This window comes from Salinimicrobium xinjiangense DSM 19287 (genome assembly GCF_000423585.1).
Taxonomy (GTDB): domain Bacteria; phylum Bacteroidota; class Bacteroidia; order Flavobacteriales; family Flavobacteriaceae; genus Salinimicrobium; species Salinimicrobium xinjiangense.
In genome coordinates this window covers 17,075-41,947 of the sequence record NZ_AUIG01000032.1, presented here as the reverse complement: position 1 = coordinate 41,947, position 24,873 = coordinate 17,075, and the positions used below count along the sequence as shown (strand labels likewise).

Here is a 24,873-nt window from a genome sequence, read left to right as displayed (position 1 = left end):
GTCAATTTTAAAATTTTTAATTTCGCCGTCTTCTGTGATAGAACAAATATCCAGGGATAATTTGCTAACATCGACTCCGATAAATGATTTAAATTTCATAGTTTAGATTGAGTTAAAAAAGAAGAACCTTTACCTAAAAACCTTAACAGGTCAGGGCTGATATCTTATACAGGTCTTGGTTCATTAAAACCTGTCAGTTCCAAATATCGGGATAGTGCGTTTCTAAGGCTATCGCTGGATCGCTGACAGGTTTTCAATTATACTACTTTTAATTAAAAAAGTATCAATACAAACCTAAGGTAGCTATCGGGACCCGCTCCGAGTACTTTAAACCCTGTTAATCTATTGATTATCAGTTTTTTTGTTTAATAAAACTTAATTTTCTCCGTGGTTTCTCCGTAAAATTTAAAAAGGGTCTTTCTTATAGTTTGGGTTAATATGAGATTAAAGGCCACTATTTTAGCTAATTAAAAATAGAACATAGGGACAGGAACTAAGAGGGACTAAATAAAAGTATTATTTTTTGGTATCAGAATTTTACCAGATTCCACTTTTAGATTTCTGACCTTTTTATTCTGGGTAAACCATACTTCTGCATCATGTTGCTCTGCAGGTCGCTGGGTGGGCCACCATCCCCTGGAATTTTGTGTTATGAGGAGCAAACCTTCATCATCTCCCATTGGAGTGAAATCGGGCAGTTGCGGTCCTTTTTTAAATAAGGGTATTTCATATACCTGGTTGATTTGATGAAGTACCAGTTCTACTTCCTTTACCACAATTCCAATTTCACTTATTGAAATAAATGAAGGGATAATTTTAGGGACTGCAGGGGGAGGATTAGGAAGATCAAAACGCGCGATGCATTCGGCTATATTCTCTTCATGATCATAAAAATAAAATGCTTTAGCATGCCATCCGGGATAATCGGCGATAGGAGAGCTGGCCGAAAAAGGTAATATCCGGGCTCTATTCCTTATCCATTTAAAGGAATCGTCAAAAAGATGGGGTGCAATGTTAAAGGCGAAGTGATAAAAACATTTATGTGAAGCTTTGGAAAAACTGAGGATACTCGATCCAACCTGAAAGGAGATCTTACTTCGGGTACCGTTGATAACAGGTAGATTTAGAAGATCTCCATAGAATTTCCCTGCACCTTTTATGTCCGAGGTCTTAAGGGATAACTGCTCTATTCTCATTTGAAAAGTTTTAAATAAGAGAGGAAGTTTGCTCAGGCTACAGAACTAAAGGAGATGCCTGGTGGATTGATAGAGATGCCGAACCCGTTCCCGAGAATCAAAATCTTTGCCAGGAGGCGGAAATCTACAGGAAGGGAAATCCTTCAAATATACTTCCTCAAAAGTCACAGAACCGTCAGGAGCCAGAATCTTAACAGTAAGGCCCATTTTCTGCTGGGAAATAACATCCAGACATGCATTCTCTATAACAAGAAATCCATGTTCTATCCCGGCGGGTATAAATATGATTGATCCAGGGCCACATACTTTTTGCTGTCCGTTAACTGTAAAACGGATTTTACCCTCCAGGACTTCAAATGATTCGTCTCCTTCATGAATGTGCAGGCCAACAAAAAATCCTTCTTTGTGCCGTTCCCTGTCTCTAAAGATTACTCCTGCACCATGTTCGGGACCAAAGATCCTGCCTGCATTAAAATTTTCTGACTCTATGAAATGCATAATGCTGTTATTACTGTGGCTGCATTGCAAGTTGTGGTGCCGGTACTATATTTTCTATAGGGGTAGTGGTTTTCAAATAATCATAGATGGCACGCACATCTTTATCTTCGAGATCCTGATAGGTTTGCCAAGGCATAGGCGGTAGCAGAGGCCTCGTATTTACCAGACCTTTATACCTTCCCTCTGTAAGTGCTTTTTTAAACTGTTCATAGGACCAGGTTCCAATGCCCGTATCATCAGAAGAGATATTGGCGGCGAAGGTGGTTCCCCAGGGACCTATGGCTGAGGTCATTTGTGGATGGAAAAGCACCCACTTTTTAGAAGTAATTTTTTCTTCTTTGCTCAATTCCTCCAGAGGCTGTGAGGCATCAAATCCGCTCAACAGACGGTTTGGATCCGGTACGGGACCTTGCGGAGTCATTATTTTTGGAGAATGACAGGCATGGCAGTCCATTATAGTTACGAGGTATTCTCCTCTTCTAATTGATTCCTCCAGAGACAGGTTTACAGGTTGTTCCTCAGGAGTGTAAGATTTACTTTCCTGAATACAGGATGTAAGACTTAAAAATCCAAGTGCGAGTAAAAGATTTTTCATAATGTAAAATGTATTTTTTAAATCTGGTTTAGATGCCGATAATTAGGTGTGGCTTCGAAAAGCCACACCTACATTGTCAATTTTATCTTAGGGTCAAACCTGTTAAACTAACGGTATATTCCTTTTTCCTTTGATCAAAGGAGATCTTATAAGCCGTAGGATAATATTTCCCTTCCTGATGATACTGCTGTGGTAATTCAAGGAGAATATTATCGCTTTTCTTTTCTTTTAAATATTCAAGAGTAATCATAGGTTCATAGAATGTTACCTCTTCGTTGTAGGACCCCATCATCATTACCTGCGTGAATTCCCCACCATTGAGTTCCGGAGTAGAAGGATCTACCCAATGTTTTCCCATTTGAGGAACAGATCCAGGTAAGGGAATATAACTGGCAGGCATATACCCCGGGAGAGGAAGCTTTTCAGATAATGGATCTTCCACTCCAATCTGAATGCGTTCAGCCGAAGGGATCATGTAAAAATGCATATCAAAATGTGGAACATTGTAAACTCCTTCAGGCTCATGTCCATGAGGATTCCAGTCAAATCCAATATGATCAAAAGGAGTTTTATAAGCTTGTTGTGGAAGCTGTATCTCAAAAAAAGTCATTGTATGAGGAAGGTTATTTAAAGCGGATTCCGGAAAGGTGAGTCCTATTTCCTCCGGAGCCCCGTCCTCATCTATCTTTACAAAGGATCTAATGGCCCCATCACCCAATTGGGTTACCGGCCCATGAAAAGTCATTGGTGGCAGTGGATTATCGTCCTGACAGCTAACTGCCGTTAAACAAATAAAGCTTAGAAAGTAGAGTTTCAGAAAAGTTGAATTAAGCGTTTTCATGGTTTAAAAATTTTGATTGATAAATTAATTTTTGTTTACTTGAAAATTCGGTTTGGTTTTGCAAAACTTCCAGAGACAAAGTTGTGCCGAGTATTTAAAGTTTTAAATACCTGATTGACAGGTTTTTAATTACCAGTGTTCAGGTATTTATTTTTATTCTTTTCTACCGTGAATCTGGTACTGATATTAACTTCTCTGAAATTCCAACAGACTTATTATGTATTTCTTCTCTGCAGCATCAAAGGAAAGGCTGTACTGGGTTGGATAAAATGCACCCTCCTTTTGTGCTCCTTTTGGAAAAGGAATAGTAAAGATTTGGTTCTCTGCCTCCTCAAGGTATTTTAGTGTAAAGGAAGGAACAAAGGAAATGATCTCACCTGCATAAGAATCAACCAAAAGAGTATATGTTTCATTTGGCTCATGTAATTCTGATGCAGTGGGATTGAGCCATCGTTTGCCAGTACCTGAATAAGAACCTTTAGAGGGAATAAAATCCTGGGGGAGTAATTCGCGGTTAGGCAGAAGCTCAGCCAACGGATCAGCAACTTTTATACTACTTCTTTTTTCGGCAGAAATGAGGTGAAATCCGGTTTCAAAATGGGGTGTGGTAAATATTCCCTCAACATCGTCTTTAGTTGGATTCCATTTTAAACTGAGATGGTTAAAAGGGAATTTCCCCGAAGGATCATTCACAGGTATTTGCAGGTGATGCACGTTTTGTGGGAGGTCTGCCAGTGTCGATTCAGAAAAGATAAGGCTTATGCGTTCAGGTTGGCCTGTTGCGTCAAATTCAATTGCCGACTGCACATCCGGACTGTTTAATTGAGGTTCGGAATCTTTATTTGCTCTGAAGAAGATGCCTTCGTGATGGCAGCTTGTTAAAGCAAAAAGTATTGAGCTGGCGAAGATGCTTCTAATTAAAAATTTTTTCTGTTTTTTCATATTAATAAAAGAATTATTAGAATTAAATAGAAATTAGTTTACCTCTACATGGGCAAGTTCTCCCATGTTCAGGAAATTACCGGTATCTTTTTACGCGGAGATAAAAAGATTCAGCTTTCAGCCACAGTAGGTACTCCCTGGAATAGTGATTTATTTTCTTTGAGGAAATCCACATAATTTCTGGGAGGCCTGCCCAATACATCAGTCAGCAGCGCTACTTCTGCATCTGTAGCGATCAAGCCTCTTTTCTGAAATTCGCCATACATGATCCTCCAGTCCTCTACCATCCATTCCGGTACAAACTGTTTGGTCTGTGCAGCCCAGCTTACAAGATCATTACCGGCATATTGAACTCTGTAATCCAGCACTCCGGTAAGTATATTCGCAATATCGTTCCCTGTCAACGCATCGGGTCCTACGATAGGAATAGAAAGGCCATCAAGATCTGAAGTAAATAAAGCTTTGACAGCTACTTCTGCGATGTCCCTTACATCGTTACGACTTAGGCCAATGTTCCCTATTGGTTGTGGATAAACACCATATTTCGTTATAGCTTCATGAAACATGAAATCATTCTGGTAAAAATTGTTGGGACAGACAAAAGTGTAATTAACACCTGAATCTTTGATCGCATTTTCGAGCAAAACCTTCGATTTTACATGTGGAATGGTTTGAAATTCATGTGCACGATGAATACTCTGGTAAACGATTTTTTTTACCCCGGCATTTTTTGCTGCGGCAACGGCATTCATAGCCTGTTCGACTTCGGTTTGGGTGTGGGCATTGACCATAAAAAGCCTGTCAATGTCTAAAAATGCTTTTTGAAGACTCTCAGGGTCTCCGGTATTACCCACAACGGCCTCTACTCCTGCAGGTTGAGATTTTGCCTTTTCTTTTGAAGTAGTTAATACTCTAAGTGCTTTTCCTTCTTTTAGAAGTTCCATTACAACTTCTTTTCCAACGGTACCTGTACCTCCAATTACTAGTGTTTTCATTTTTTAAAAAATTAAATTTGATTGATTGATGAAGTAGCTCCTGTATCCAAATTATTTCATTTGATATTTCAGAAATGCTACGGGACAAAATTGGGTAAGAAATGAGTATCCTGAAATACCTTATCTATAGGATTTTATATACACCAAATCTGGTATTTTCAGGATTTAGATGTACCATACATAAGGTACCGGCACTATTAATCAGGAAAAGGAAATCTTGTGAAAAAGAGTTTCAGGAAATGCAGAAAACCCACGAATTCAGTTTATTCCTCCACAAGTTTATGCTTTAAAGCAAATTTATAGACACCCAGAGAATTTTTCACCCCAATTTTACGCATAAGATTTTTACGATGTGTTTCCACTGTTTTGGGACTTATAAAAAGAACATCCGCTATGTCGGTATTTGAGTTTTCATGAGCGATCAATTTGAGAATTTCAAGCTCTCTTTCAGTAAGAACGTCCAGTTCATTCTCCTGCTCTTTTCTTTGCTGAAAATTCTGAAGAAGGTTTTGTGCCAGTTGGGTGCTTATAGACTGGCTCAGGTAAGGATCTCCTTTCATTACCTGCATAATCGCCATTTCAAGTTCTGCTTTCCCGGTATTCTTTAAAATATATCCCGAGGCTCCCGCTTCCAGCATTGCAGTGACAGAATCCAGGTCATTTTCCATAGTTAGCCCCAGAATTTTGATTTCCGGATATTTCGACTTTATGGCTTTTGTAGTTTCGATGCCATTGAGCACAGGCATATTAAGATCTACAATGACAAGATCTGGAGAGAGTTCTTTTAATTTCTCCAGAACTTCGCTTCCGCTTTTCACCGCTGCCAATACCTGCACTTCTTTTAGTTGTGACAATAAAGAAGATAATCCATCCAGGAACATTTGGTGATCGTCTGCCAGTATTATTTTTATTTTTTCCATACCTAAATTTTTAGGGGAATAGTTAAGTTGAAAACTGTCCCACTATTAATTGAAGAATCAATATCCAGATATCCGTTAAGAATTTTAATACGGGAATAAATATTTTTTAATCCAAGGCCGAATCCTGTTACACTTGTGTCAAAGCCTTTACCATTATCCTCTACCAGGAGATGCAGCAAGTCCCCTGTCTCACTGAGACTAACGTTGACTTTGGTCGCAGAAGCGTGTTTAATAATGTTTTGAATGATCTCCTGAAGTACACGATATAGTGTAAACTTACATGCTGCGGAAGGTTCACTTTCCAGGCTCTCTGCATAAAATGTATATTCAATTCCATTGACTACCCTGTTTTTTGCAATGAGTTTTTGTAGAATATCGGCAATACTGCGGTTATCCAGATCGGGAGGCATGAGATTATGTGAAATACTTCTCACTTCTTCACAGCTCTCATCAATAAGATCTGAAATATTTTTTAGCAGCAGTCCGTTGTCAGGAGCCGTATCTGTTGGCTGAAGCCGGGAAAGATTGATCCTGGTGAGTGCGAGGATTTGACCTAAACTATCGTGCAATTCCTCTGCGATACGTTGCCTTTCTTTTTCCTGAGATTCAATTACCGCTTCTATTCGATTCCTTTCCTGCAGTTTAAGCTGTTTGTTCAGGAGGTTAGTATTTTCATGATAGACGGCATTTGCAAAAGTGGTGCAGGCGAGTTCTAACTTGACAGGAAAGAGGTCTTTTTCAGCTTCCGAATCAATCCTGCAGTCTTCAAGATAAAATATTGCTATGGTTTCTGCACTTTGTTTTACAGGGATTATGGTAATATTCCCGGGTTGCTGTTCTCTGAGATATTCATCTTCGGCGAAAAGAGATTCCCGCAGTAATTCCTGAAGAATCAATTTTTCGCCTTTTTTGATGCTGTAATTCAGTACACTGACGGGAAGTTTCTCCCTAAGATCCTTTAATGCATCATGAACCTGTACCTTCAGAGATTTGGAGGCAAGAACCTGCCAGTTATTGTCTTTAAGTATTAAAATCCCGCCTTTCTTTGCTTTTAGATCTTTAATCAACAGGTTTAAAACATATTGCCCCAGCTCTTCTAAAATTATATTCCCTGAAGGAATATTACGACGGAGTATCTTTTTAATGGTTTCATAGTGCCCGCTGAGCTCAATTTTCTCCTGTGATCGCTTCTTCTTTGGAATAAGATATCCATACATTGACTGGAGTTGATCTACTTTCGCCATTGCTCCCCAGCGTTTGTAGTTCTTTAGGCATATTTCAAAATAATGTTTTGCCAGTCCGGTTCTGTTTTTGCTTTGATAATACCTAAAAGCCAGTTCTGCAGCAATAGCGGCGTGATGAGTGAATTTCATCTTTTGGGCCTGCTCAATGGCCCGGTCATACAGCAGGGTGGCTTCTTCAAAATCCCCTCTGCACTTTGCAATTTCTGCCTGCAGCAAATAAACCTTGTGGAGATAATTACCCGAACCAAAGGCTGTGAGCCGTTGGAATTCCTCAAGTTTAGGCTGAACACTGGATAGAACTTCCGGAAAAGATCCGGGGTTTGAATATGCTTCCTGTAACAGGCTTAATGAATAAAAGAAAAAATGTTCCAGCTCGATCTGGAATCCTTTATAGATGTGCCCCAGACTCTCACAAACCTTTCCTGCTTTTAATGCAGCCTCATTATAACCGGCAATATAATTGAGCTTTTGTAAAGCAAGATTTAAATGGTACCGGCTATTCAGATTTTGTTCCGACTGCCTTAAAAGATCTTTTGAGAACCGGAATTTTCCCTTCTCCAAACCCCGTTTAGTTCCGAAGAGATAATTAGTAAGATCCTCATCGCTGCTGCTGATAAAAAAAATGTGGTAGTTCTTTTCCAACCTCTTTGTGGCCTCTATATGTTTCAGAAGGTTCCTGCCTCTATAACAGTCCAGCAGACGAATGTTGGTAGAGCAAAAGGCAGCATAATGAGGGTCTCCGGCTTCATAGGCTTTTACAACAGATTCTTTAAGTTTTTTACTGCAGATCCTGTAGTGATTATTCCAGGCAAAAAAATTAAGAGTACCTACATAGTAAATGATATGGGAATATCTTTTAAAAGGATCGTTTTCGATCATCTTAAGAGAAAGTCTTCCCAGGAAATAAGCAAGATCCCTGTTCTCCCGGCTCAGGGAAGAGATGACAAAACTAGCCGAAAAGAGCACCGGACTCATCGGGGTATGTCCTTTTTCAACGATTAGAAGCAGACCTTTAATCGTTAGATAAAGATGTTTCCTCACATCGAGGTAGTAAAGAAAGGTGAGGGAAGTGGTTATGAGCTTTAGCAGGTCCTGGTATTCCTTATCTGGATTGAGTAGCCGGGTAAAATCTGTTTTTTCGGTGTAAGCAGCAGCTTTTTCCTGTAGCAGGCGACAGTTCTTGATGTTTTCTTTCTCCATTTTTTCAACCGGGAATGGAAAGTGAATGCCGAATTCTCCCAGTATCTGCTCAAAGCTGCTAAGCCCGTGTTCCAGGAGGTGAGAAGTGTTCTTTTGATACATCAATGCAGAACAGATCCTAATCTTGATCAACATAGCTTTCACCCTTTGATGTCGGGTGCCATTGAGGTCAAGTACTTTTTGAGCATAAGACAGGGCAACCTCAAATTTTTGCAGGAGGAAATTGGTTTCAGCATATCCATGAAAGATGAGATACCCAATACTTTCAATCCCGAGTTTCTTTCCTTCAAAGATCCTTTGTAGGGCCGGATCCTTGATCCTAATTGGTTTTTCACTCTCCCTGAAAAATTTATCGGCATTTTGAATATAGCCTAATGCAGTTTCAAAAGCCGAGTTGTTGATCGCAAGGCGGGCAGCCTGTATGTTAAGAAGAACAATTTCCTGGGAATAGATCTTTCCTGAACCGGCCAGTTCTTTGGACCGGTTAAGATGATTCACGGCTTTAAATAAATCTGCATTCTGGTAATCTCCACAGCCTTTGAGCATATAGACTGCAGCTTTCAAGTGCAGGTCGCATTTTTCTGAATTGGAAAGTAAGGAATTGGCAGCAGAGAAGACGTGGTCATGAGCAAATACGTAAGTTGCCCCCTTCTTTATGAGAAGCCCCCGGGTGCTAAGTAGACCCAAAGATTTACGGGATTCTTCGTCAAACGGGTCATAAATATTTTGGAGCGCTTCCGGAGTAAAATAGAAACCCAGACAGGAAGCAGCTGCAATGAGTTTCTGCTGGTGAAATGGTAAAGCTCTTATTTGCTCTCTAATAAAAACTACAGAATCCTTTTCTCCTCCAAGCCTGGGCAAACGTTCCCAAAAAAGAGGATTTCCGGGCCCTAAGCTCAATAGGTCCCGGCTTTCGACCGCCTTGATGATCTCTTGTATTTTAAAAGGGTTTCCTTCTGTTTCCATCCAAAGGTAGTTCGAGAAAGAAGTTTGATTCTCTTTAGAGAAATTCCATTCCGGTGGGATCATACGGGCAACAACAGAACGGGGAAAAGGTTCGAGCCGTATTAGTTTCACCTTGCTGTCAGTAAATATATTTCCCAATTGTTGGGAAAGGGCAGAAGTAGGATCCTCCTGCGGACGGTAGGCAGCTACAAGTCTCAATCCTCGAATATGGTTCCTGGTCAATTCTTCAAGTAGGTCCAGGGAAGCTTTATCTGCCCACTGCAGGTCGTCAAGAAAAAGGACTACTTCGTATCTGAGTGCGGTAATACTTTTAAAGAATTTCTTCAGGAAGTAGTAGAACCTGGCTTTAATTTGATGTGAATCTACCTTGTTGGGGTACTGAGCAAGATGTTTCCTGTTAAAAAACACTTCCAGATCGGGAAATACAGAGGTGATTACCCTAATATGAGTTTGCAGGGCAGAGGTAGCATTTTCCCGAAGTTCATCAAATTCTTTATCGGTTAACAGGAGGATCTGTTGACTCCATAAAGTAAATGCCTGGCGAAATGCCGAATAAGGGGTGTTTCCCCGGTTATTCTGAAACTTACCATAGAGCTTAAAGTGGTTTTTTTGCAGATTTTCTTCCAGCACATGTTTGATAAGGCTGGTCTTTCCAATCCCCGCCGGCCCCTCCACGAGGAGTAGAGAAGTCTTTTGTGAGTCCCAAGGAATTTCAGAGATTTTTTTTAATTCTCTGTTTCGACCTAAAAGCCTGTTGGCTGGTTTGGAGACGATTGTAAGACCAGACATAGGTTAGCTGTTAATCTTTCGACGTTTCTGTAATAGGGGAGAATAAATGTAATTTAAATTCATAAATGAAATTATACTTACCAAAATTTTATGAAATAAATCAAATTTGTCTCACTGCTTAGCATACATCTGAAGGTCGCATAAACTAAAGGCCTTTTGAATATTCAGAAGTATCCCCTTCCTGGAGATAACTTTCCAGCCATTTTACTGCATCTGGAGTTTTTCGGAAAATCCTGATGTGGAAGATCTTTCCAGGGGCCAGTTCCTTTTCCATTTCCAGGCTGTTAAAAATGTTTTGTGGCGAAACATAAGCCACTTTTGATATTCCGGCTTTATAGAGTCGCATGAGATTAAATCGCTCGACCCAGGACATGTCTTCGGGAGGTAAAATATTTCCATTGTTGATCTTTATGAGGTAAGCTTTAAAATTTCCGTTGGACATTGCATGTAATATCTCTTTAAGTTCGGTTCGCTTTAGCAGGTGTGGTTTAAAGTGTTCCTGATAAAGAATTGTTCCCGCAGCATTAGATGATAACATGTAATTTGCGTTTTCAGCCAGGATCACTTCCTGGAGATGATGTGGGTTTAAAGTAGGCAATTGAGTAGAGGTTTTAGTTTACAGAGGTTTTTTCGAACTGTTCATTGGGACTAACCTGGGCCAGGCTTACTATGAGCCGGAAAAAATTGGGATTGTTCAGATTTTCTTCCCGGTCCCTAACTGTGACTTCTTTAATAATTTCTGTGTTTTCGACAGGCAGTTGATCCTGAATGGGTAATCCGATCAGGAATAAAGAAAACGTCACCTGTTTCATAAGCAGCAATAGGCTCCAATAGCTTTTGAATACCCTTGCCAGGTGCTCACTACCGTAATTTCCAAATAACCTGTCTATCGTTTCCATGTGTTCTATCTTTAGTTCTTAGAAAAGAGTAATTCTTATGATACAAAGGTGTGACCGAAATAAAGTATATGAAATACCCTTTAAGAGGGATTTTGTCTACCGTCTATAGGGTATTTCAAATCGGTGAGCAGTGGGAATTACAGAGAATTCGGAAACATAAAATATTCAAACCTTTCTTTTATCTTCAGGGTAGACCAATTAACAGAGCGGGAGAATGCACATGATTTTTCTGTTTTTCTGTACCAAAGAAAGATTAATAGCACATATCTTTTATTTCACCCATACAACCGAATTCTCAAACTCTCCTTTCTCAATTTCAGGATTTGCAGGGTCCAGTATCCATTTGCCATCTACAATAAAATTATAGGTATGTCTGCCGGGAGAAACTTCTGTTGATAAAATCCATTCATCACCCTTACGTTCCATAAAAAGACTCTCCCGCTCCCAGGAATTAAAACTGCCGGTAACTATTACCATTTTGGCATCAGGAAAAGCCTTTAGTTTAAAAGTTAAATGTTTAAAAATAGGTTTATCGGCCTGCTGTTTTTCGAAAATACTTGCCAATCTCTTACGTTCAACTCCTGAATTTTTTTTCAGGAGATCATGGAGGGCAAGCAGGTGAGCTTCGTGTAAAGCCAATTTAGTGTCTACGAATATATCCGGATTTACTCCCACTCCTTCCCAGGAACTACCATCAACGGGATCTACGGAGGTTGAATAGGGAACGTTAACACCAAATTTATTGTTCAGCCTCATCAGTTGGAATGGGTGGGATCCTCCGCGGGTAATATTGCCTATGATTGTTGCCCGTTGCTCCTTTTGCATCAGGAAGGCCAGAGCTTCCCCTCCCGAAAAAGTTCGGCCGCTGGTAAGCACGTAAACCGGCTTGTTCAGATACTTTTTACCGGGAACCCAGGCGGCACTCCAAAATTGTCTTATGAAGTTTGTTTCTCGAATATGAAAATCCATTAGATGCACCGGATCCTGGAAGAAATAGCCTAGAAGGAAAGGGACTGTGTTTTGATCCATACTTCCTCTGCATTCCCGAAGATCTAATATTAAAGCATCTGTGTCGGCTATCTTGTGCATGGCATCTACGAGTGTGTCCGCTACTCGGTCCAATGGTCCGAAAAGAGGAATTTCCAGGTAACCAATATTTCCTGGAAGGATTTCTTTTTTTCTAAAGCCAAAGCCGGATGAGCCTAAAACCATCTTCAAATATTCTTCCTTCTCTTTCTCGTCACTTTCAACACCATTTTCAGAATTTTCAACGGGATAATAAGTCAAACCCAGGTGAAGATCCTGTGTTATTTTCCCTCAGATCTTAAGTAACACTAAAAGCGAAATCTTCTTCAGAAATGAGACTATCGTAATGACCATTTAGATAATGTTTAGTCAATCGCTGTTCAATCGAGATTTAACCTGTTTTTTAGATTTCGGGAGTGTATTTAGGCTGAAAATTGGCCGAATGTTTAAGTACATTAATAACAAGTCTTCTTATGCTGACCAAATGGGCAAAAAGAGCAGCGGGGACTATTATCCCGGGCAACAGGACGAAAGGGAAATAAGTAACTCCAATATTAGGTTGTTCAAATCCATATAGCTGAAAAGGAGTTTGTGAAGACGCAACTGCTATGAACATAATGGTTAAAAGTAAGGCCAGTCCTAAGAAATTCCATGCAAGCAGCCCTCTATTTCCTATTAGTTCCGCCTTGAAGACTAAATAAAAAATTACAGGAGCAGTTAGTCCTGTAATTACATCAAAATTATAACCATTAAAGGTCATGATCTGCGGCACCATGCCCGCGGCATAAAGTTGAAAAAGAACTATTTCTACAGGAAATCGCACAGTATGTAAAAGGGTAAGGTCGGTGAGCTCTACAGAATCTATCAATCTTCTTCCTCTTTTAGTTAAAAGCATTAGAAGGCTAAATGCTATTCCAGGACCCACAAGAAACAAAAAACGAGGTATAGCAACATTTACCTCCCTATAGAAACCGGTAAAGCCGAAAAAACTGATAATACCCGCCCACACCAGGACTAGTATTAGAAAATTTTTTGGCTTTCCGGCCGCTTTGAAAAGCATATAAATAACAAATACTGAAGACAGTACTATAATTAAATGGTTGAAAAAGGATAGATGTTCCATGGTATAGAAAATTATATTAACTGGGTTTTAATAACATTACTGAATGTTTGACAGGTAAGAATGAAGTGCCTCTTATAGCAAAAACAGTTAAAAGATGCCACATCCCGGCTGTTCCAAAAATTGAGATGTGGCATATAATTCAAAATCTGCATAACTTTTTGCGCGTTAGTGACTAACGGCGGAACTATTATGGAGTACAGATTAAGCTTTCTGTCAGTTAAAGGAACCTTACTCCGTACTTTCCGCAGATATCTACAATTTTTGCGAAATCTGGTGGTCCAGAAGGAAGATTTCCGAGCTCAGAGAACATGTTTTCTAAACCGGCCGGAAAAACACTGGTATCCATTAAGACTTTTTTGTCCCCAACGGCTCTCCAGTAGTGTGGGATGCCCCTGGGGGCAAAGCCAAGATCTCCTGCTTTTAATATTCTTTTTTGATCACCTACTCCTATTTCCAGTTCTCCTTCCAGAACTCGAAAAATTTCATTTTCATTATCATGCACATGGAGAGGGATGCCAACACCGGGCTCAATCTGATCCTGAACAAGTGTAAATTGATTGTTAGTGTCTTTTCCCGTAAGCTTTATGATCATCTGGTCGCCCAAGACATTAAGTTTTTTACCTTCCCCATCATTGAGGAATTTCGCATTAACTTCATTAGTTTTAATAGCCGTAGCCGTTGTAATTTCTACTCTGGGAGCCAATGTTTCTAAAATTTCTTCTCGTTTCATTTTTAATGGTTTTTAATTATTGTTTTTTTTTACAGGTTTCCTGTCCCATGTTATTTGTTTCTACCCATTCGGTTTAAATCTTATTCTTAAAAGAAGCAGGAGAGGTTTTGGTTTTCCTTATTGCAAGTCTTTCAACCAGTCTTTGGCAAAGGATCGGGCTGCCATAACAGGGGCTTCCCCTGCGCGGAAATATAGTTTCCACTGCTTGTCTTTTGCCTCCAGTTGCGGATCGGTAAATTTGTACACTCCGTTTCTTCCCGGAACAAGTTTTGCGTTAAAATCCATGCCTTCTGTGTCGATCAGGAACTTTTCAAGCCGGTTTTTAAGCTGGCTCCTGATTTCTGTTGCAACTTTTTCTTCCTCTTCTTTCTGTAATCTCTCCAACAATTCCTGCTGTGCTTTTTGATCTTCCAGGTCCTGTTGTGCCTGCGCATAACTTTTCCTGTTGTTTTCTTTTGCTTCCTTCTCAATTTCCAGCTGTTGTTCTTTATGTTCCTGCTCAAATACGTTCAGCTCCTTTTCAGCTTCGGCTATTTGTTTTTTCATTTCAGCTTTTTCGGCTGCTCCCAAATAAGGATTGTCGAAGGCCTTTTTCATATATTCAATGCCCTGCCTCGAAAAATCGATTTGCATTTGAAATGATGAAGCTTCCGCAGAAGCAAACTGGACAGCCAGATTCTCCTCAGCTCCTGAAATATCCTCATAAGTGGCTTCGCCGGTTCCCATGTAATCGTAGAGGAAATCTTTTGAACTGACATACTCCCTTGCAAATACTGCCAGGGCTGTTACGGCAGCCGCCCTTGCTTCGGGAGAAAGCGTTTTTGCCAGTTTGTTGACAGGAAATCTGTAGGTTTCCTGTTTAATTCCATTCAAGATCTGGGTTTTTACCTCTTGATGGGTGATGTTTAGATCATTGAAAACATCTTTGGGTCTAAAGGCGAGAGTGCCGCCTAAAATAATGCAGCTAAAAAGGAGATAAATTGGTTTCATGTTATTTCAGTTTACGTTGTTATCTGATATACAAAGTTGTGGGATAAACGGAATTTGTGAAATCCCCTCTTACATGTATTTAAGCTGCCTTGTTCAGGGTATATTTTTATTTGTTTACCTACACTCTAACAGGTAGATAAGAGGTTTTTCTGTAGGAATGAAAAAAGGGAGGTAAGAAGAGTGAAATTAGCAGATAACCCGACTGATATGGTGATTTCTACCTTAGGCCGTTGCGCCATAGTTCTACCCGACGGTTTCATAACCGGCGATGGCGTAAAAGCCAGGATACGGGAAAAGCTACTCTCAGTTGCAAATTTGCATACTATCGTGCGCCTGTCTCAAAGCACCTTTTTTCCAGCTACGGTAAGCACCAATTTGCTGTTTTTTGAAAAAGGTAAACGCACTAAGGAAATTTGGTACTGGAACAAAAAGCCATTGTCGCCAAAGTCGAAGCCTAATTGGAGAAAGGTAACGCCTCGAGCAGCAAATTACCCAAAGCGAAACCCAATTTTTCTTGAATGGGAATATATACCCTCGAAATTTTTCTATTATACTGTCCATAGTGGAATTTGTCTTTATTTAATCTTTTTAACTTTTAAGCACTTACAGAATAAAAAAACCCTGCAATATCAATTGGGGAAATTCTGGCTTTAGTTTTATTCTATATTATCAATTCTATAATTCTTCTCCCATTAAGTTTTTGGTTTTCTGAAATTATTGAAGATCGACTGCTAATGACATTATTTTATATTAATGGATTTGTTATTATCACATTAGGGATTGCGGCTTTGTTCTATAGTACCAATCTGGAAAGTAACATCTCTTCATATTATTTTATTTCTGTTTTAGGATTAACTATTTCAGATTTGGTGGTGTTTTCAATATACTTTTTAGAAGTTCCCGAATTGAGGTATGTTGACAATCTTTTTTATGTTCTCGGTATTTATTGCCTTATAAAGCCTTTTGAGTTTCATTCAAATTTATTGGCAAAAAGAAATGATTCTTTATTCATAGAAAAGGAGGAGCATATAATAGAGAAAGAAGTAAAAATAGGATCTTACAGATAAACATACTTTCTGCTGCTTTAAAATTAGTCTTAGGTTTTGTCAATAATTGTAAGATCCGCAGGCATAAAATTAATGCCCCCTCCTAAAATCCTTGTTGAAGTAATATAGTAAATAGTTGGAATTGTAGTTTTTAATTCACTCAACAAACCGGGGGATTTCCCTTATATGATTTTGGTCACTCCTTCATTACTTTTATCCCAAAGAATTCCTTGTCATGCTTAATCAATACTCCAGAATCTGGCGACCTCTCGTACTTATCTTTAGTGTACTATTGGCAGTTTATATCGTTTTACGTTATACTTCCTGAACTTTCAAATAACTGAAGTGTTTCCCCTCTTTCATTTTAGGTTTTCTTTTAGAAAAAAGAGAGCTCAAAAAGGTATTTTAGCTTTTTTCTGCCTGATTTTAAATTTCGAATGACAGACTCCCGGGAACCTTTTACAGTAAGTCCTGCATATAAAAAATTTGCCTCTTCCGTCGTAGCTGCTATGCGGGAACCCGTTTTGGTGTTAAGTCAGTATTCACAGATCCTGGCAGGTAGTGAAAGTTTCTTTTCAGAATTTTTCTTTAGGCCTGAAGATCTTCAGGATAAGACAATCTTTGATTTCCTCAATGGCCTTTGGGAGCTTGATGTATTGCGGCAACTTCTTTTAAACCTGGAAAAAGGTGAAGATAAGGTTCAACAACTAAACGTCGAATTACCTTCGGGAAAAGGAATTAAAACAAATGTTTCTATAGGTGCCAGTTCCCTGACTTTTCCCGGTGAGGACAAGGTTTTTTACCTCCTTAGCTTTCAGAAGACCAAAGCTGCTAATGAGGTCATAAATTACAGGAAGCTCCTTAATGAAGTTCTTTCTGAAGCTCCCGCCATGATTTGTACGATTAAAGGACCTGAACATGTCTTTGAATTGGCCAATGAAAAATATTTACAACTGGTTGGGAACCGCGATATCATTGGGAAAAGTGTAAAAGAGGCTTTACCCGAAGTAGAAAACCAGGGTTTCATTGAGAAACTGAATGCTGTTTATAATTCGGGAGAAACCTATATAGGAAAAGAGGTTCCTTTAAAGTTGGAAAAGGAGGGGAAGTTAAAGAGTTCACTGGTAGACTTTATCTATCAGCCTATAAAGAATTTTTCGGGAGATGTTGAAGGTATTTTTGTACATGCTATAGATGTTACAGAAAAGGTACAGAACCGCCGGGCTCTTGAAGACAGTGAAAAGGAATTGCGGAATTTGATTGATTCGGTGCCCGTGATTGTCTGGCTTACTAATCCGGATGGAGAGGGATCTTATCTCAACAAAAATTGGTATAAATATACCGGACAAACATGGGCTGAATCAATAGGGAGGGGGCGGTTAAAAGCAGTTCATCCGGAAGATTATGATCGGGTGGAAAAAGAGTTTTTACTTTCCCACCGGGAACAACAGGAATTTCAGGTTTCTTACCGGCTTCGAACCAATGATGGAAGCTATCGCTGGGTAACAGACCGGGGGAGACCCAAATATAGCCCGAAAGGTGAATTCCAGGGATTGACCGGAAGTGTGATTGACGTTCATGAAGACAAATTGAAAGAACAGTTGATCCGGGAAAAGGAACACAGGACCAGGAGTATTGTTGAAGAGGCCACTGTACCAACTGCGGTTTATACCGGAAAAGAAATGCGTATAGATCTTGCGAATGACGCCATGCTGAATCTTTGGGGAAAGGACAGAAAAGTAATCGGGAAAACGCTAAGGGAAGCCTTACCGGAATTGGAAGGACAACCTTTTCACGAACTTCTTCAAAATGTTTTTACAACCGGAGAGATTTATTGGGGAAAAGAAGACCGGGTAGATCTTATGCGCAATGGGAAAATGGAGACCGGTTTTTATAATTTTACATACAAACCACTTCGGGATGGTGCCGGAAAGATCTATGGGATCCTTAACATGGCATTAAATGTCACCGAAATGGTAGAATCTCGTAACCTGCTAAAGGAAAGGGAGCAGCATTTCAGGCTAATGGCCGATCTTATGCCCGAAAAAGTTATCAATACCAGTGCAAAAGGAGAAGCAATATATTTTAATCAAAACTGGCTTGATTATACAGGCCTTACGAGTGAAAAACTGAAGAATGTAGACTGGAAGAAATTTGTTCATCCAGATGAACAAAAAGAATTCAATGAGAAATGGCAATCATCTCTGCGGGACGGATCCGGTTTTGAAATGGAACTCAGGATCAGGAATAAAGAAGGAAATTACCTGTGGCATTTAAGCAGGGCAGAAGCGGTTAAAGGGGAAGCAGGAGAGATCCTTATGTGGATAGGCACCAATACACAAATACAGAAGCTCAAGGAGGAGGAGAAGAGAAAGGGGGATTTTCTTAAGATGGTTAGCCACGAATTGAAGACTCCGGTGACCTCCATCAAAGGATATGTACAGTTGCTCTTAAATATGCTGAGACAGGAGGAACACAGGCCGGCTTCAGCCCTCCCAATAAAGCCCTCCCTGGAACGGATTGATAATCAAATTGTGAGGCTTACCCGTTTAATATCCGAAATGCTCGATCTTTCCAGGCTGGAGGAGCAAAAGCTCGAACTTCAGAAAGAAGTATTCAATATTAATGATCTGGTCGTTCAGACTGTTCAGGACATTCAGTTGACAAATACCCGGCATCAAATGGAGATTTTCCATTCCTGCAGGTGTGAAGTTTTTGCCGATAAGGACAGGATAGGACAGGTTTTGATCAATTTTATAACCAATGCGATCAAATATTCTCCCGAAAGTCAATATATTGAGATACACATTTTAAAAGTGGGAAATGACAAGGTAGCTGTAAGCGTTAGAGACAAAGGAATAGGAATAGAGGAGAAGGATCAAAAATCCATTTTTAAAAGGTTCTACAGGATAGAAGGGGAAAATGAGGACACCTACTCCGGTTTTGGGATAGGATTATACGTGGCAAATGAGATCATTGAAAGACACGGAGGTGTGATTGAAGTAAAAAGCGAAAAAGGGAAAGGATCAGATTTTAGTTTTATTCTTTCTGAAGGTCAGGATAAAGTTCATAATAATGGATAAAAAAAGAATTCTTGTTGTAGATGACGACTCCGGAATAGGAGAGATGCTAAAGACTTTATTGGAATATTATGGTTATGAAGTTAGCATTACACCAAAACCCGAAGAGACTGAAAAACTCATTCTTGAAAAACAAATAGATCTTGTGATGCTGGATATGTTAATTTCCGGGGTCAATGGAACAGATGTATGCAGAGATCTTCGCAGTAATCCGGAAACGGCAAATACTCCTGTACTTATGATGTCTGCCTTACATGATGCGGGTAAAATATGTAAGGAAGCCGGAGCTGACGATTTTATTGCCAAGCCTTTTGAAATGGAAGATCTTACCGTCAAAATCAGGGAAATACTGGAGAAACGGAATTCCTAGTTGCTCCTTCTTTTCTTTAGTTTCAGCACTTTCTCGGGATAATCGGAAATAATTCCATCCACTCCATAATTCATCATTCTTTTAATATGTAGTTTTCGGTTAACTGTCCAGGGCAGCACCTTAAAGCCCTGTTTCTGTAGTTGTAATACTCTTTCCCTGTTCTTTATTTGCTTAAAGTACGGACTAATAATATCGGGTTGAAAATCCAGTTCAGAAAGTCCTTCCTCTATAGATTTCTTATAAAGTAGGAAGGAGGTTGTTACCTGGGGATATTTTTTATGTACTTCGTTAAGCAATTGCGCATCAAAGGATTGCAATATGACTCGTTGTTCCATGTTATTTTTCTGCACTACCTCCATTACAAGCTGTGCAAATTCTCCCGGGGGAGGTTGTGTAATGCCGTACTCTGAGGGCTGCGACTTTAATTCCAGATAATATTTTAAACCTGGATGTTCGTGTTGATTACTATGAGCTTCTATTTTGGAAAATACTTCTCTTAAAAGGGGTTTATAAGTTGGTATTCTTTTTTGAAAGGGGAATTTTAAATTAAATCGTGATCCGCTGTCAAATCTACGGATGCTATCATAGGTCATTCCATATAATTGATATGTCTTCTCTTCAGATTTCTTAATGCGACTTCCGTCGGGTTTTGACATATAAGCAGCTGCCATGTATGGCTCATGTGAAACAACCACCTCCTTATCTGCCGAAATTACGAGGTCCAGTTCCAATGCTTCTGCGCCTGTGTCTAAAAGACTAATAAAACCTTCAACAGTATTTTCAGGATAAGTGGAGACGTGACCTCTATGGCCTATTACCTCCAAATTTTGTGCAGAACTTTGATGCTTTATACCCATACAGGAATTAAGGAGAATTAGGAGAAACAAATAGATCACATTTTTTATCATCGTAATCTCTTTATTATAAGATAGGAAATTACCGGAAATGTGAAAATAAAAAAAGCCGCTCATTTCGAGCGGCCTGCTTTAATGATATTTTTTAGCGGAGCGAGCTAAATTCTATTTCCGGACAACAATGATAAAAGGTCTTAGCCAATTTAATTTGGGCTGACTAATGTTCCATGTGGTCATCGGTCTCATGCATTTCTTCATGCACTTCTTTTTCGATATTCTCTGCTCCTTCCTCCAGCTTATCGGCTGCACGGCGGGTACCATCTTCTACATCTTCTCCAATGGCTTCAAGGGCATCTTCTGTTTTTTCCTGGGTGGTCTCCCGGCAGGAATAAATGCTTAGCGCAAACAGGCTTAGCATCAAACTTAAAAAGAATTTTTTCATGGTATAAAATTTTTGATTAAAAAAAGCCATAAGTGAACTTATGGCTTTAGACTTCTTTGAAGTTAGAAACTACTGTACGTCGTCAGTTTCGTTAACTTCTTCTTCTATTTCCTGTTCAGCTTCTTCACCGGCTTGTTCGATTTCATTTCCGGTTTCTTCAAGACCAGATTCAATGTCTTCTTCTGTACGCTCTATGTCAGTTTCTACATTCTCTTCAGTAGTTTCTCTACAAGAGTAGATAGATAGAGTAAATGCGGCAACAAGTAGTCCTAAAAATAATTTTTTCATGTTAGTATGTTTAATTAGTTAAAACAAATTTAAACTATTTTTTATATATCCAAAGAAGTCTTTGGATAAAGTGCAGCAGGAGACGAAGACATGGGAGTTTTTATTATTTATCAGAAATATATTTTGCGATCCTCTTTGTTGCACCCCGGTTATTTTCTACAAATTCAGCTACTACAGAACCCCTGCTGTTTCTAAATTGTTTGTCAGATATGAGCTTATCGAAAACTTCCTGTGCTTCGCTGCTGTTTTTCACTGAAAAAAGGCCGCCAAGGCTTTGAATTTCACCGGCTTCCGGAAATTTGGAAAAGTTCTTGCCTATAACAATCGGAACACCAAAAGCTGCCGGCTCCAACACATTATGGAGGCCGGTTTCTCCCGCAGCACCACCTACGTAAGCTATATCTGCATAGCTGTATATGCGGGTTAGTAAACCTATGGTGTCAATGATAAAAACTTTTTGCTCCTGCAGCTGTTTCTTATCTTTTTTGGAATAAAGAACCCATGGAACATGAAGTTTTTCCTGTAATTGCTTCAGTTTTTCGACTTTAAGCGCATGAGGTGCTATTATGAATTTTGTGCCGGTTTTGTCATTGTTAATCAGGTCAAGGAGCAGTTCTTCATCTTCAGGCCATGTACTACCGGCTACTACACATAACCGGCCATCTACGAACTCCTCAATGAAATCCAGCCGGTTATCCTGTGAAAGCTGGGAATAAACCCGGTCATATCTGGTGTCTCCACTTACCCGGGCATTAATAAAGCCCATTCCTTCCAGGAGTTTTAATGATTCTTTATTCTGAAGGAAAAAGAACTCAAAACTTTTAAGATATTTCCGCAACCATTTTCCGTAGAACTTGAAAAATGCCTGGTCTTCCCTGAAAGCTCCTGAGATCAAAAGACTGCGGATTTTCCTCCGCTGCAGTTCCTTCAAAAAATTAGGCCAGAATTCATATTTTACGAACAGTACAAGCTCCGGATGAACAATGTCAAGGAATTTTTGTGCGTTGGTTTTTGTGTCTAAAGGAAGATAGGTAACCACATCGGCCAGGGAGGAGTTCTTTTTAACCTCGTATCCCGAGGGTGAAAAAAAGCTGACAATAATTTTATGCTGTGGAAAAATTTTCCTCATTTCCACGAGGACAGGTACAGCCTGTTCATATTCCCCAAGAGATGCAGCATGGATCCAGATTGTTTTGTCAGTGGGAGAAACTTCAGCAGCGAGCTTCTCAAAAAGATTTTTCCGGCCTTCAGTAAAAGACTTCAGTTTTTGATTAAACCTGGCTGCAACCGGGAGAAGCTTTTCAGCAGAGGATATAGCGAAATTATATAGAAACTTCAAGCCTTGTAGTTTGAGTGCTAAATTAAGAAAATCGCATTGGCAAAAGTGGCATTCTTCGTATTTTCGTAGCTACAACTTTATACGATGAAGAAAATTCAAATGGTAGACCTTAAAGGTCAATACGAAAAAATAAAAGATACGGTAAATTCATCTGTTCTGGAGGTTATAGATACTACCGCCTTTATTAACGGCCCGGAGGTTCATAGCTTTCAAAAGGAGCTGGAGGATTATTTAGGTGTGAAAAATGTGATTCCCTGTGCTAATGGAACAGACGCTTTACAAATTGCTATGATGGGACTGGATCTTAAACCCGGTGATGAGGTGATCACGGCCGACTTCACCTTTGCGGCTACAGTTGAGGTAATTGCTTTACTACAACTCACTCCGGTATTGGTAGATGTGGAACCGGACACCTTTAACTTCGATCCAGAGGCTATAAAGAGAGCAATTACTCCTAAGACTAAAGCCATAGTGCCGGTACATCTTTTTGGACAGACTGCCAATATGGACGCTATCATGGAGATCGCACAGGAGCATAATCTTTACGTAATTGAAGACAATGCGCAGGCTATTGGGGCAAACTATCATTTTAAAGATGGCAGTACAAAAAAAGCCGGAGTTATTGGAGATGTGGCTTCCACCTCCTTTTTCCCATCCAAGAACCTGGGATGTTATGGGGATGGTGGCGCAATCTTTACTAATAATGATCAACTCGCACATACTATCCGGGGAATTGTGAACCACGGGATGTATGAACGTTATCATCATGATGTTGTGGGTGTGAATTCAAGACTGGACAGTATACAGGCGGCTGTGCTCAGGGCAAAACTTCCGAAGCTTAACAAATACAACCAAGCGAGGCAGGAAGCGGCAAATAAATATTCTAAAGCCTTTGAGAATTTTGAGCAAATCACCACTCCATTCACTGCAGGTGAAAAAGATACTCATGTATACCACCAGTATACGATTAAGATCGCCGATGGAAAAAGAGATGCTCTCGCAAAGCATTTGGGGGAAAAGGGAATACCCTTCGGAATTTATTACCCAATACCCTTACACAGTCAAAAGGCTTATAGGGACGACAGGTATAGGGAAGAGGATTTTCCTGTTACCAATCAGCTGGTGAAAGAAGTAATATCGTTGCCTATGCATACGGAGCTCGATGATGAGCAAATTGATTATATTACCAGCACAATAAAAGAATTCTTAAAGAAATAAGATCCTATGAAAATTTTACTCAGGGCTTTCTGCCTGCTTTTTACTTTCACGGCTGCTGCACAAGACATTTATATTCACAGCGGAAATCTTGTAGATACAAAATCAGGCAAAGTCCTGGGCAACAAGACAATCATAATCTCCGGAGATAAAATTAAAAGTGTCGAAGATGGTTTTATTCAGCCAGGAGCTTCAGACAGTCTTATTGATCTGAAAGATATGTGGGTGCTTCCGGGCCTTACCGATATGCATGTGCACCTGGAGAGTGAAACCAATCCTTCAAAATACCTGGAGCGCTTTACCAATAATGAGGCAGATGATGCCTTTAATTCAGTAGGTTTTGCAGAAGTTACGCTGCTCGCAGGATTTACAACCGTAAGAGATTTGGGAGGTACAGGGGTGAATATTGCACTACGCAACGCGATCAACAAAGGAAAGATCAATGGTCCCCGTATTTTTACTTCGGGTAAATCTTTAGCCACCACAGGAGGGCATGCAGATCCTTCGAATGGAATGAACCGCTTGCTGGCAGGTGATCCCGGTCCCGCACAGGGCGTAGTGAATAGTGAAGAAGACGCTCGTAAAGCTGTTAGACAACGTTATAAGAACGGAGCCGATCTGATCAAGATCACCGCAACCGGGGGTGTCTTAAGTGTTGCTAAGAGCAGCTCTAATCCACAATTTACTGTTGAAGAGATCAGAGCGATTGTAGATATTGCTAAAGATTATGATTTCCACGTTGCAGCTCACGCCCATGGCGATGAAGGAATGCAGCGTGCGGTAAAAGGTGGAGTAACTACCATAGAGCACGGTACTTTAATGAGCGATGCTACCATGGATCTCATGAAACAGTATGGCACTTATCTGGTTCCCACAATCACCGCGGGAAAAGAAGTGAGTGAAAAGGCAGAGATAGAAAATTATTATCCCGAACTGGTAGTGCCAAAGGCCAGGGATATAGGACCTAAGTTACAGAGCACTTTTGGCCGAGCTTATAAAAAAGGAGTGAAAATAGCTTTTGGAACCGATGCGGGAGTTTTTGTGCACGGGAAGAACGCAAAAGAATTTGGTTATATGGTAGAAGCAGGGATGCCTGCAATGGAAGCCATTCAGTCAGCCACAATAGAACCGGCAAAGATTTTGAAAATGGAAAATGAACTGGGTCAGGTAGCTCCCGGATTCTTCGCTGATATCATTGCTGTAAAAGAAGATCCCACTAAGAACGTAAAAACCCTTGAAGAAGTGGAATTTGTAATGAAAGAGGGGAAGGTTTATAAAAATTAGT

General features: G+C 39.9%; 24 protein-coding genes. 6 read left to right on the top strand and 18 right to left on the bottom strand.

What is annotated here, in order from left to right:
- Window positions 1-503 precede the first annotated feature (503 nt).
- The 14 genes from G564_RS0112050 to G564_RS0111985 all read right to left on the bottom strand — a co-directional run bounded on the left by G564_RS0112050 (window position 504) and on the right by G564_RS0111985 (window position 14,954).
- Entirely contained in the window at window positions 504-1,196 is a 693-nt protein-coding gene (locus G564_RS0112050) for a hypothetical protein (protein WP_029037891.1), read from the bottom strand.
- Window positions 1,197-1,241: 45 nt separating this feature from the next.
- Window positions 1,242-1,694 (bottom strand): cupin domain-containing protein, encoded by a 453-nt coding sequence (locus tag G564_RS19215; protein ID WP_037373952.1) that lies wholly within the window; start codon window positions 1,692-1,694, stop codon window positions 1,242-1,244.
- 10 nt (window positions 1,695-1,704) lie between these two features.
- A complete protein-coding gene (locus G564_RS0112040) occupies window positions 1,705-2,289 on the bottom strand; it encodes a hypothetical protein (RefSeq protein ID WP_029037890.1) in 585 nt (194 codons plus the stop codon).
- 82 nt (window positions 2,290-2,371) lie between these two features.
- Window positions 2,372-3,130, bottom strand: coding sequence for a DUF5602 domain-containing protein (locus tag G564_RS19210; protein WP_051205444.1), 759 nt, complete (start codon window positions 3,128-3,130; stop codon window positions 2,372-2,374).
- A 186-nt stretch (window positions 3,131-3,316) separates the two neighbouring features.
- Entirely contained in the window at window positions 3,317-4,072 is a 756-nt protein-coding gene (locus G564_RS0112030) for a hypothetical protein (RefSeq protein WP_029037889.1), read from the bottom strand.
- A 110-nt stretch (window positions 4,073-4,182) separates the two neighbouring features.
- Entirely contained in the window at window positions 4,183-5,067 is an 885-nt protein-coding gene (locus tag G564_RS0112025) for an SDR family oxidoreductase (RefSeq protein WP_029037888.1), read from the bottom strand.
- 263 nt (window positions 5,068-5,330) lie between these two features.
- Complete coding sequence (locus G564_RS0112020; protein ID WP_029037887.1) at window positions 5,331-5,987, bottom strand: response regulator; 657 nt, start codon at window positions 5,985-5,987, stop codon at window positions 5,331-5,333.
- Between the two features lie 2 nt (window positions 5,988-5,989).
- Window positions 5,990-10,186: an AAA family ATPase gene (locus tag G564_RS0112015; protein ID WP_029037886.1), complete on the bottom strand. Its 4,197-nt coding sequence runs from the start codon at window positions 10,184-10,186 to the stop codon at window positions 5,990-5,992.
- A gap of 145 nt (window positions 10,187-10,331) precedes the next feature.
- Window positions 10,332-10,784: a hypothetical protein gene (locus G564_RS0112010; protein ID WP_156879226.1), complete on the bottom strand. Its 453-nt coding sequence runs from the start codon at window positions 10,782-10,784 to the stop codon at window positions 10,332-10,334.
- A 13-nt stretch (window positions 10,785-10,797) separates the two neighbouring features.
- Window positions 10,798-11,085, bottom strand: a complete 288-nt coding sequence (locus tag G564_RS0112005) for a hypothetical protein (RefSeq protein ID WP_029037884.1) — start codon at window positions 11,083-11,085, stop codon at window positions 10,798-10,800.
- A gap of 270 nt (window positions 11,086-11,355) precedes the next feature.
- Window positions 11,356-12,372 (bottom strand): S41 family peptidase, encoded by a 1,017-nt coding sequence (locus tag G564_RS19965; RefSeq protein WP_051205442.1) that lies wholly within the window; start codon window positions 12,370-12,372, stop codon window positions 11,356-11,358.
- 142 nt (window positions 12,373-12,514) lie between these two features.
- A complete protein-coding gene (locus G564_RS19200; protein WP_156879225.1) occupies window positions 12,515-13,006 on the bottom strand; it encodes a hypothetical protein in 492 nt (163 codons plus the stop codon).
- Window positions 13,007-13,451: 445 nt separating this feature from the next.
- Window positions 13,452-13,964, bottom strand: a complete 513-nt coding sequence (locus G564_RS0111990) for a cupin domain-containing protein (protein ID WP_029037883.1) — start codon at window positions 13,962-13,964, stop codon at window positions 13,452-13,454.
- 117 nt (window positions 13,965-14,081) lie between these two features.
- Window positions 14,082-14,954 (bottom strand): hypothetical protein, encoded by an 873-nt coding sequence (locus G564_RS0111985; protein WP_029037882.1) that lies wholly within the window; start codon window positions 14,952-14,954, stop codon window positions 14,082-14,084.
- 180 nt (window positions 14,955-15,134) lie between these two features.
- On the opposite strand from G564_RS0111985, the gene G564_RS20725 reads away from it, so the two are divergent.
- The 4 genes from G564_RS20725 (at window position 15,135) to G564_RS0111965 (ending at window position 19,450) form a co-directional block, all read left to right on the top strand.
- A complete protein-coding gene (locus G564_RS20725) occupies window positions 15,135-15,608 on the top strand; it encodes an N-6 DNA methylase (protein WP_029037881.1) in 474 nt (157 codons plus the stop codon).
- An 80-nt stretch (window positions 15,609-15,688) separates the two neighbouring features.
- Entirely contained in the window at window positions 15,689-16,021 is a 333-nt protein-coding gene (locus G564_RS0111975) for a hypothetical protein (protein WP_029037880.1), read from the top strand.
- 416 nt (window positions 16,022-16,437) lie between these two features.
- Window positions 16,438-19,083, top strand: a complete 2,646-nt coding sequence (locus G564_RS0111970; protein WP_029037879.1) for a PAS domain-containing sensor histidine kinase — start codon at window positions 16,438-16,440, stop codon at window positions 19,081-19,083.
- Complete coding sequence (locus G564_RS0111965; RefSeq protein WP_037373949.1) at window positions 19,076-19,450, top strand: response regulator; 375 nt, start codon at window positions 19,076-19,078, stop codon at window positions 19,448-19,450. Before G564_RS0111970 ends, G564_RS0111965 begins: the two co-directional genes overlap by 8 nt.
- On the opposite strand, the gene G564_RS0111960 is transcribed toward G564_RS0111965, so the two are convergent.
- From G564_RS0111960 to G564_RS0111945, 4 genes are all read right to left on the bottom strand, one after another.
- A complete protein-coding gene (locus G564_RS0111960; protein ID WP_169578129.1) occupies window positions 19,447-20,307 on the bottom strand; it encodes a glycerophosphodiester phosphodiesterase family protein in 861 nt (286 codons plus the stop codon). The genes G564_RS0111965 and G564_RS0111960 overlap by 4 nt on opposite strands.
- A gap of 214 nt (window positions 20,308-20,521) precedes the next feature.
- On the bottom strand, window positions 20,522-20,746 hold the full coding sequence (locus G564_RS0111955) for a hypothetical protein (protein ID WP_029037876.1): 225 nt from the start codon (window positions 20,744-20,746) through the stop codon (window positions 20,522-20,524).
- A 69-nt stretch (window positions 20,747-20,815) separates the two neighbouring features.
- Window positions 20,816-21,034, bottom strand: a complete 219-nt coding sequence (locus G564_RS0111950) for a hypothetical protein (RefSeq protein ID WP_029037875.1) — start codon at window positions 21,032-21,034, stop codon at window positions 20,816-20,818.
- Between the two features lie 103 nt (window positions 21,035-21,137).
- Complete coding sequence (locus G564_RS0111945; protein ID WP_029037874.1) at window positions 21,138-22,373, bottom strand: 3-deoxy-D-manno-octulosonic acid transferase; 1,236 nt, start codon at window positions 22,371-22,373, stop codon at window positions 21,138-21,140.
- A gap of 84 nt (window positions 22,374-22,457) precedes the next feature.
- On the opposite strand from G564_RS0111945, the gene G564_RS0111940 reads away from it, so the two are divergent.
- Both G564_RS0111940 and G564_RS0111935 read left to right on the top strand, forming a co-directional pair.
- Window positions 22,458-23,591, top strand: a complete 1,134-nt coding sequence (locus G564_RS0111940; protein ID WP_029037873.1) for a DegT/DnrJ/EryC1/StrS family aminotransferase — start codon at window positions 22,458-22,460, stop codon at window positions 23,589-23,591.
- A gap of 6 nt (window positions 23,592-23,597) precedes the next feature.
- Window positions 23,598-24,872 carry a metal-dependent hydrolase family protein gene (locus G564_RS0111935; protein ID WP_029037872.1) on the top strand — a complete coding sequence of 425 codons (1,275 nt, stop codon included), beginning with the start codon at window positions 23,598-23,600 and terminating at the stop codon, window positions 24,870-24,872.
- Window position 24,873: the final 1 nt, after the last annotated feature.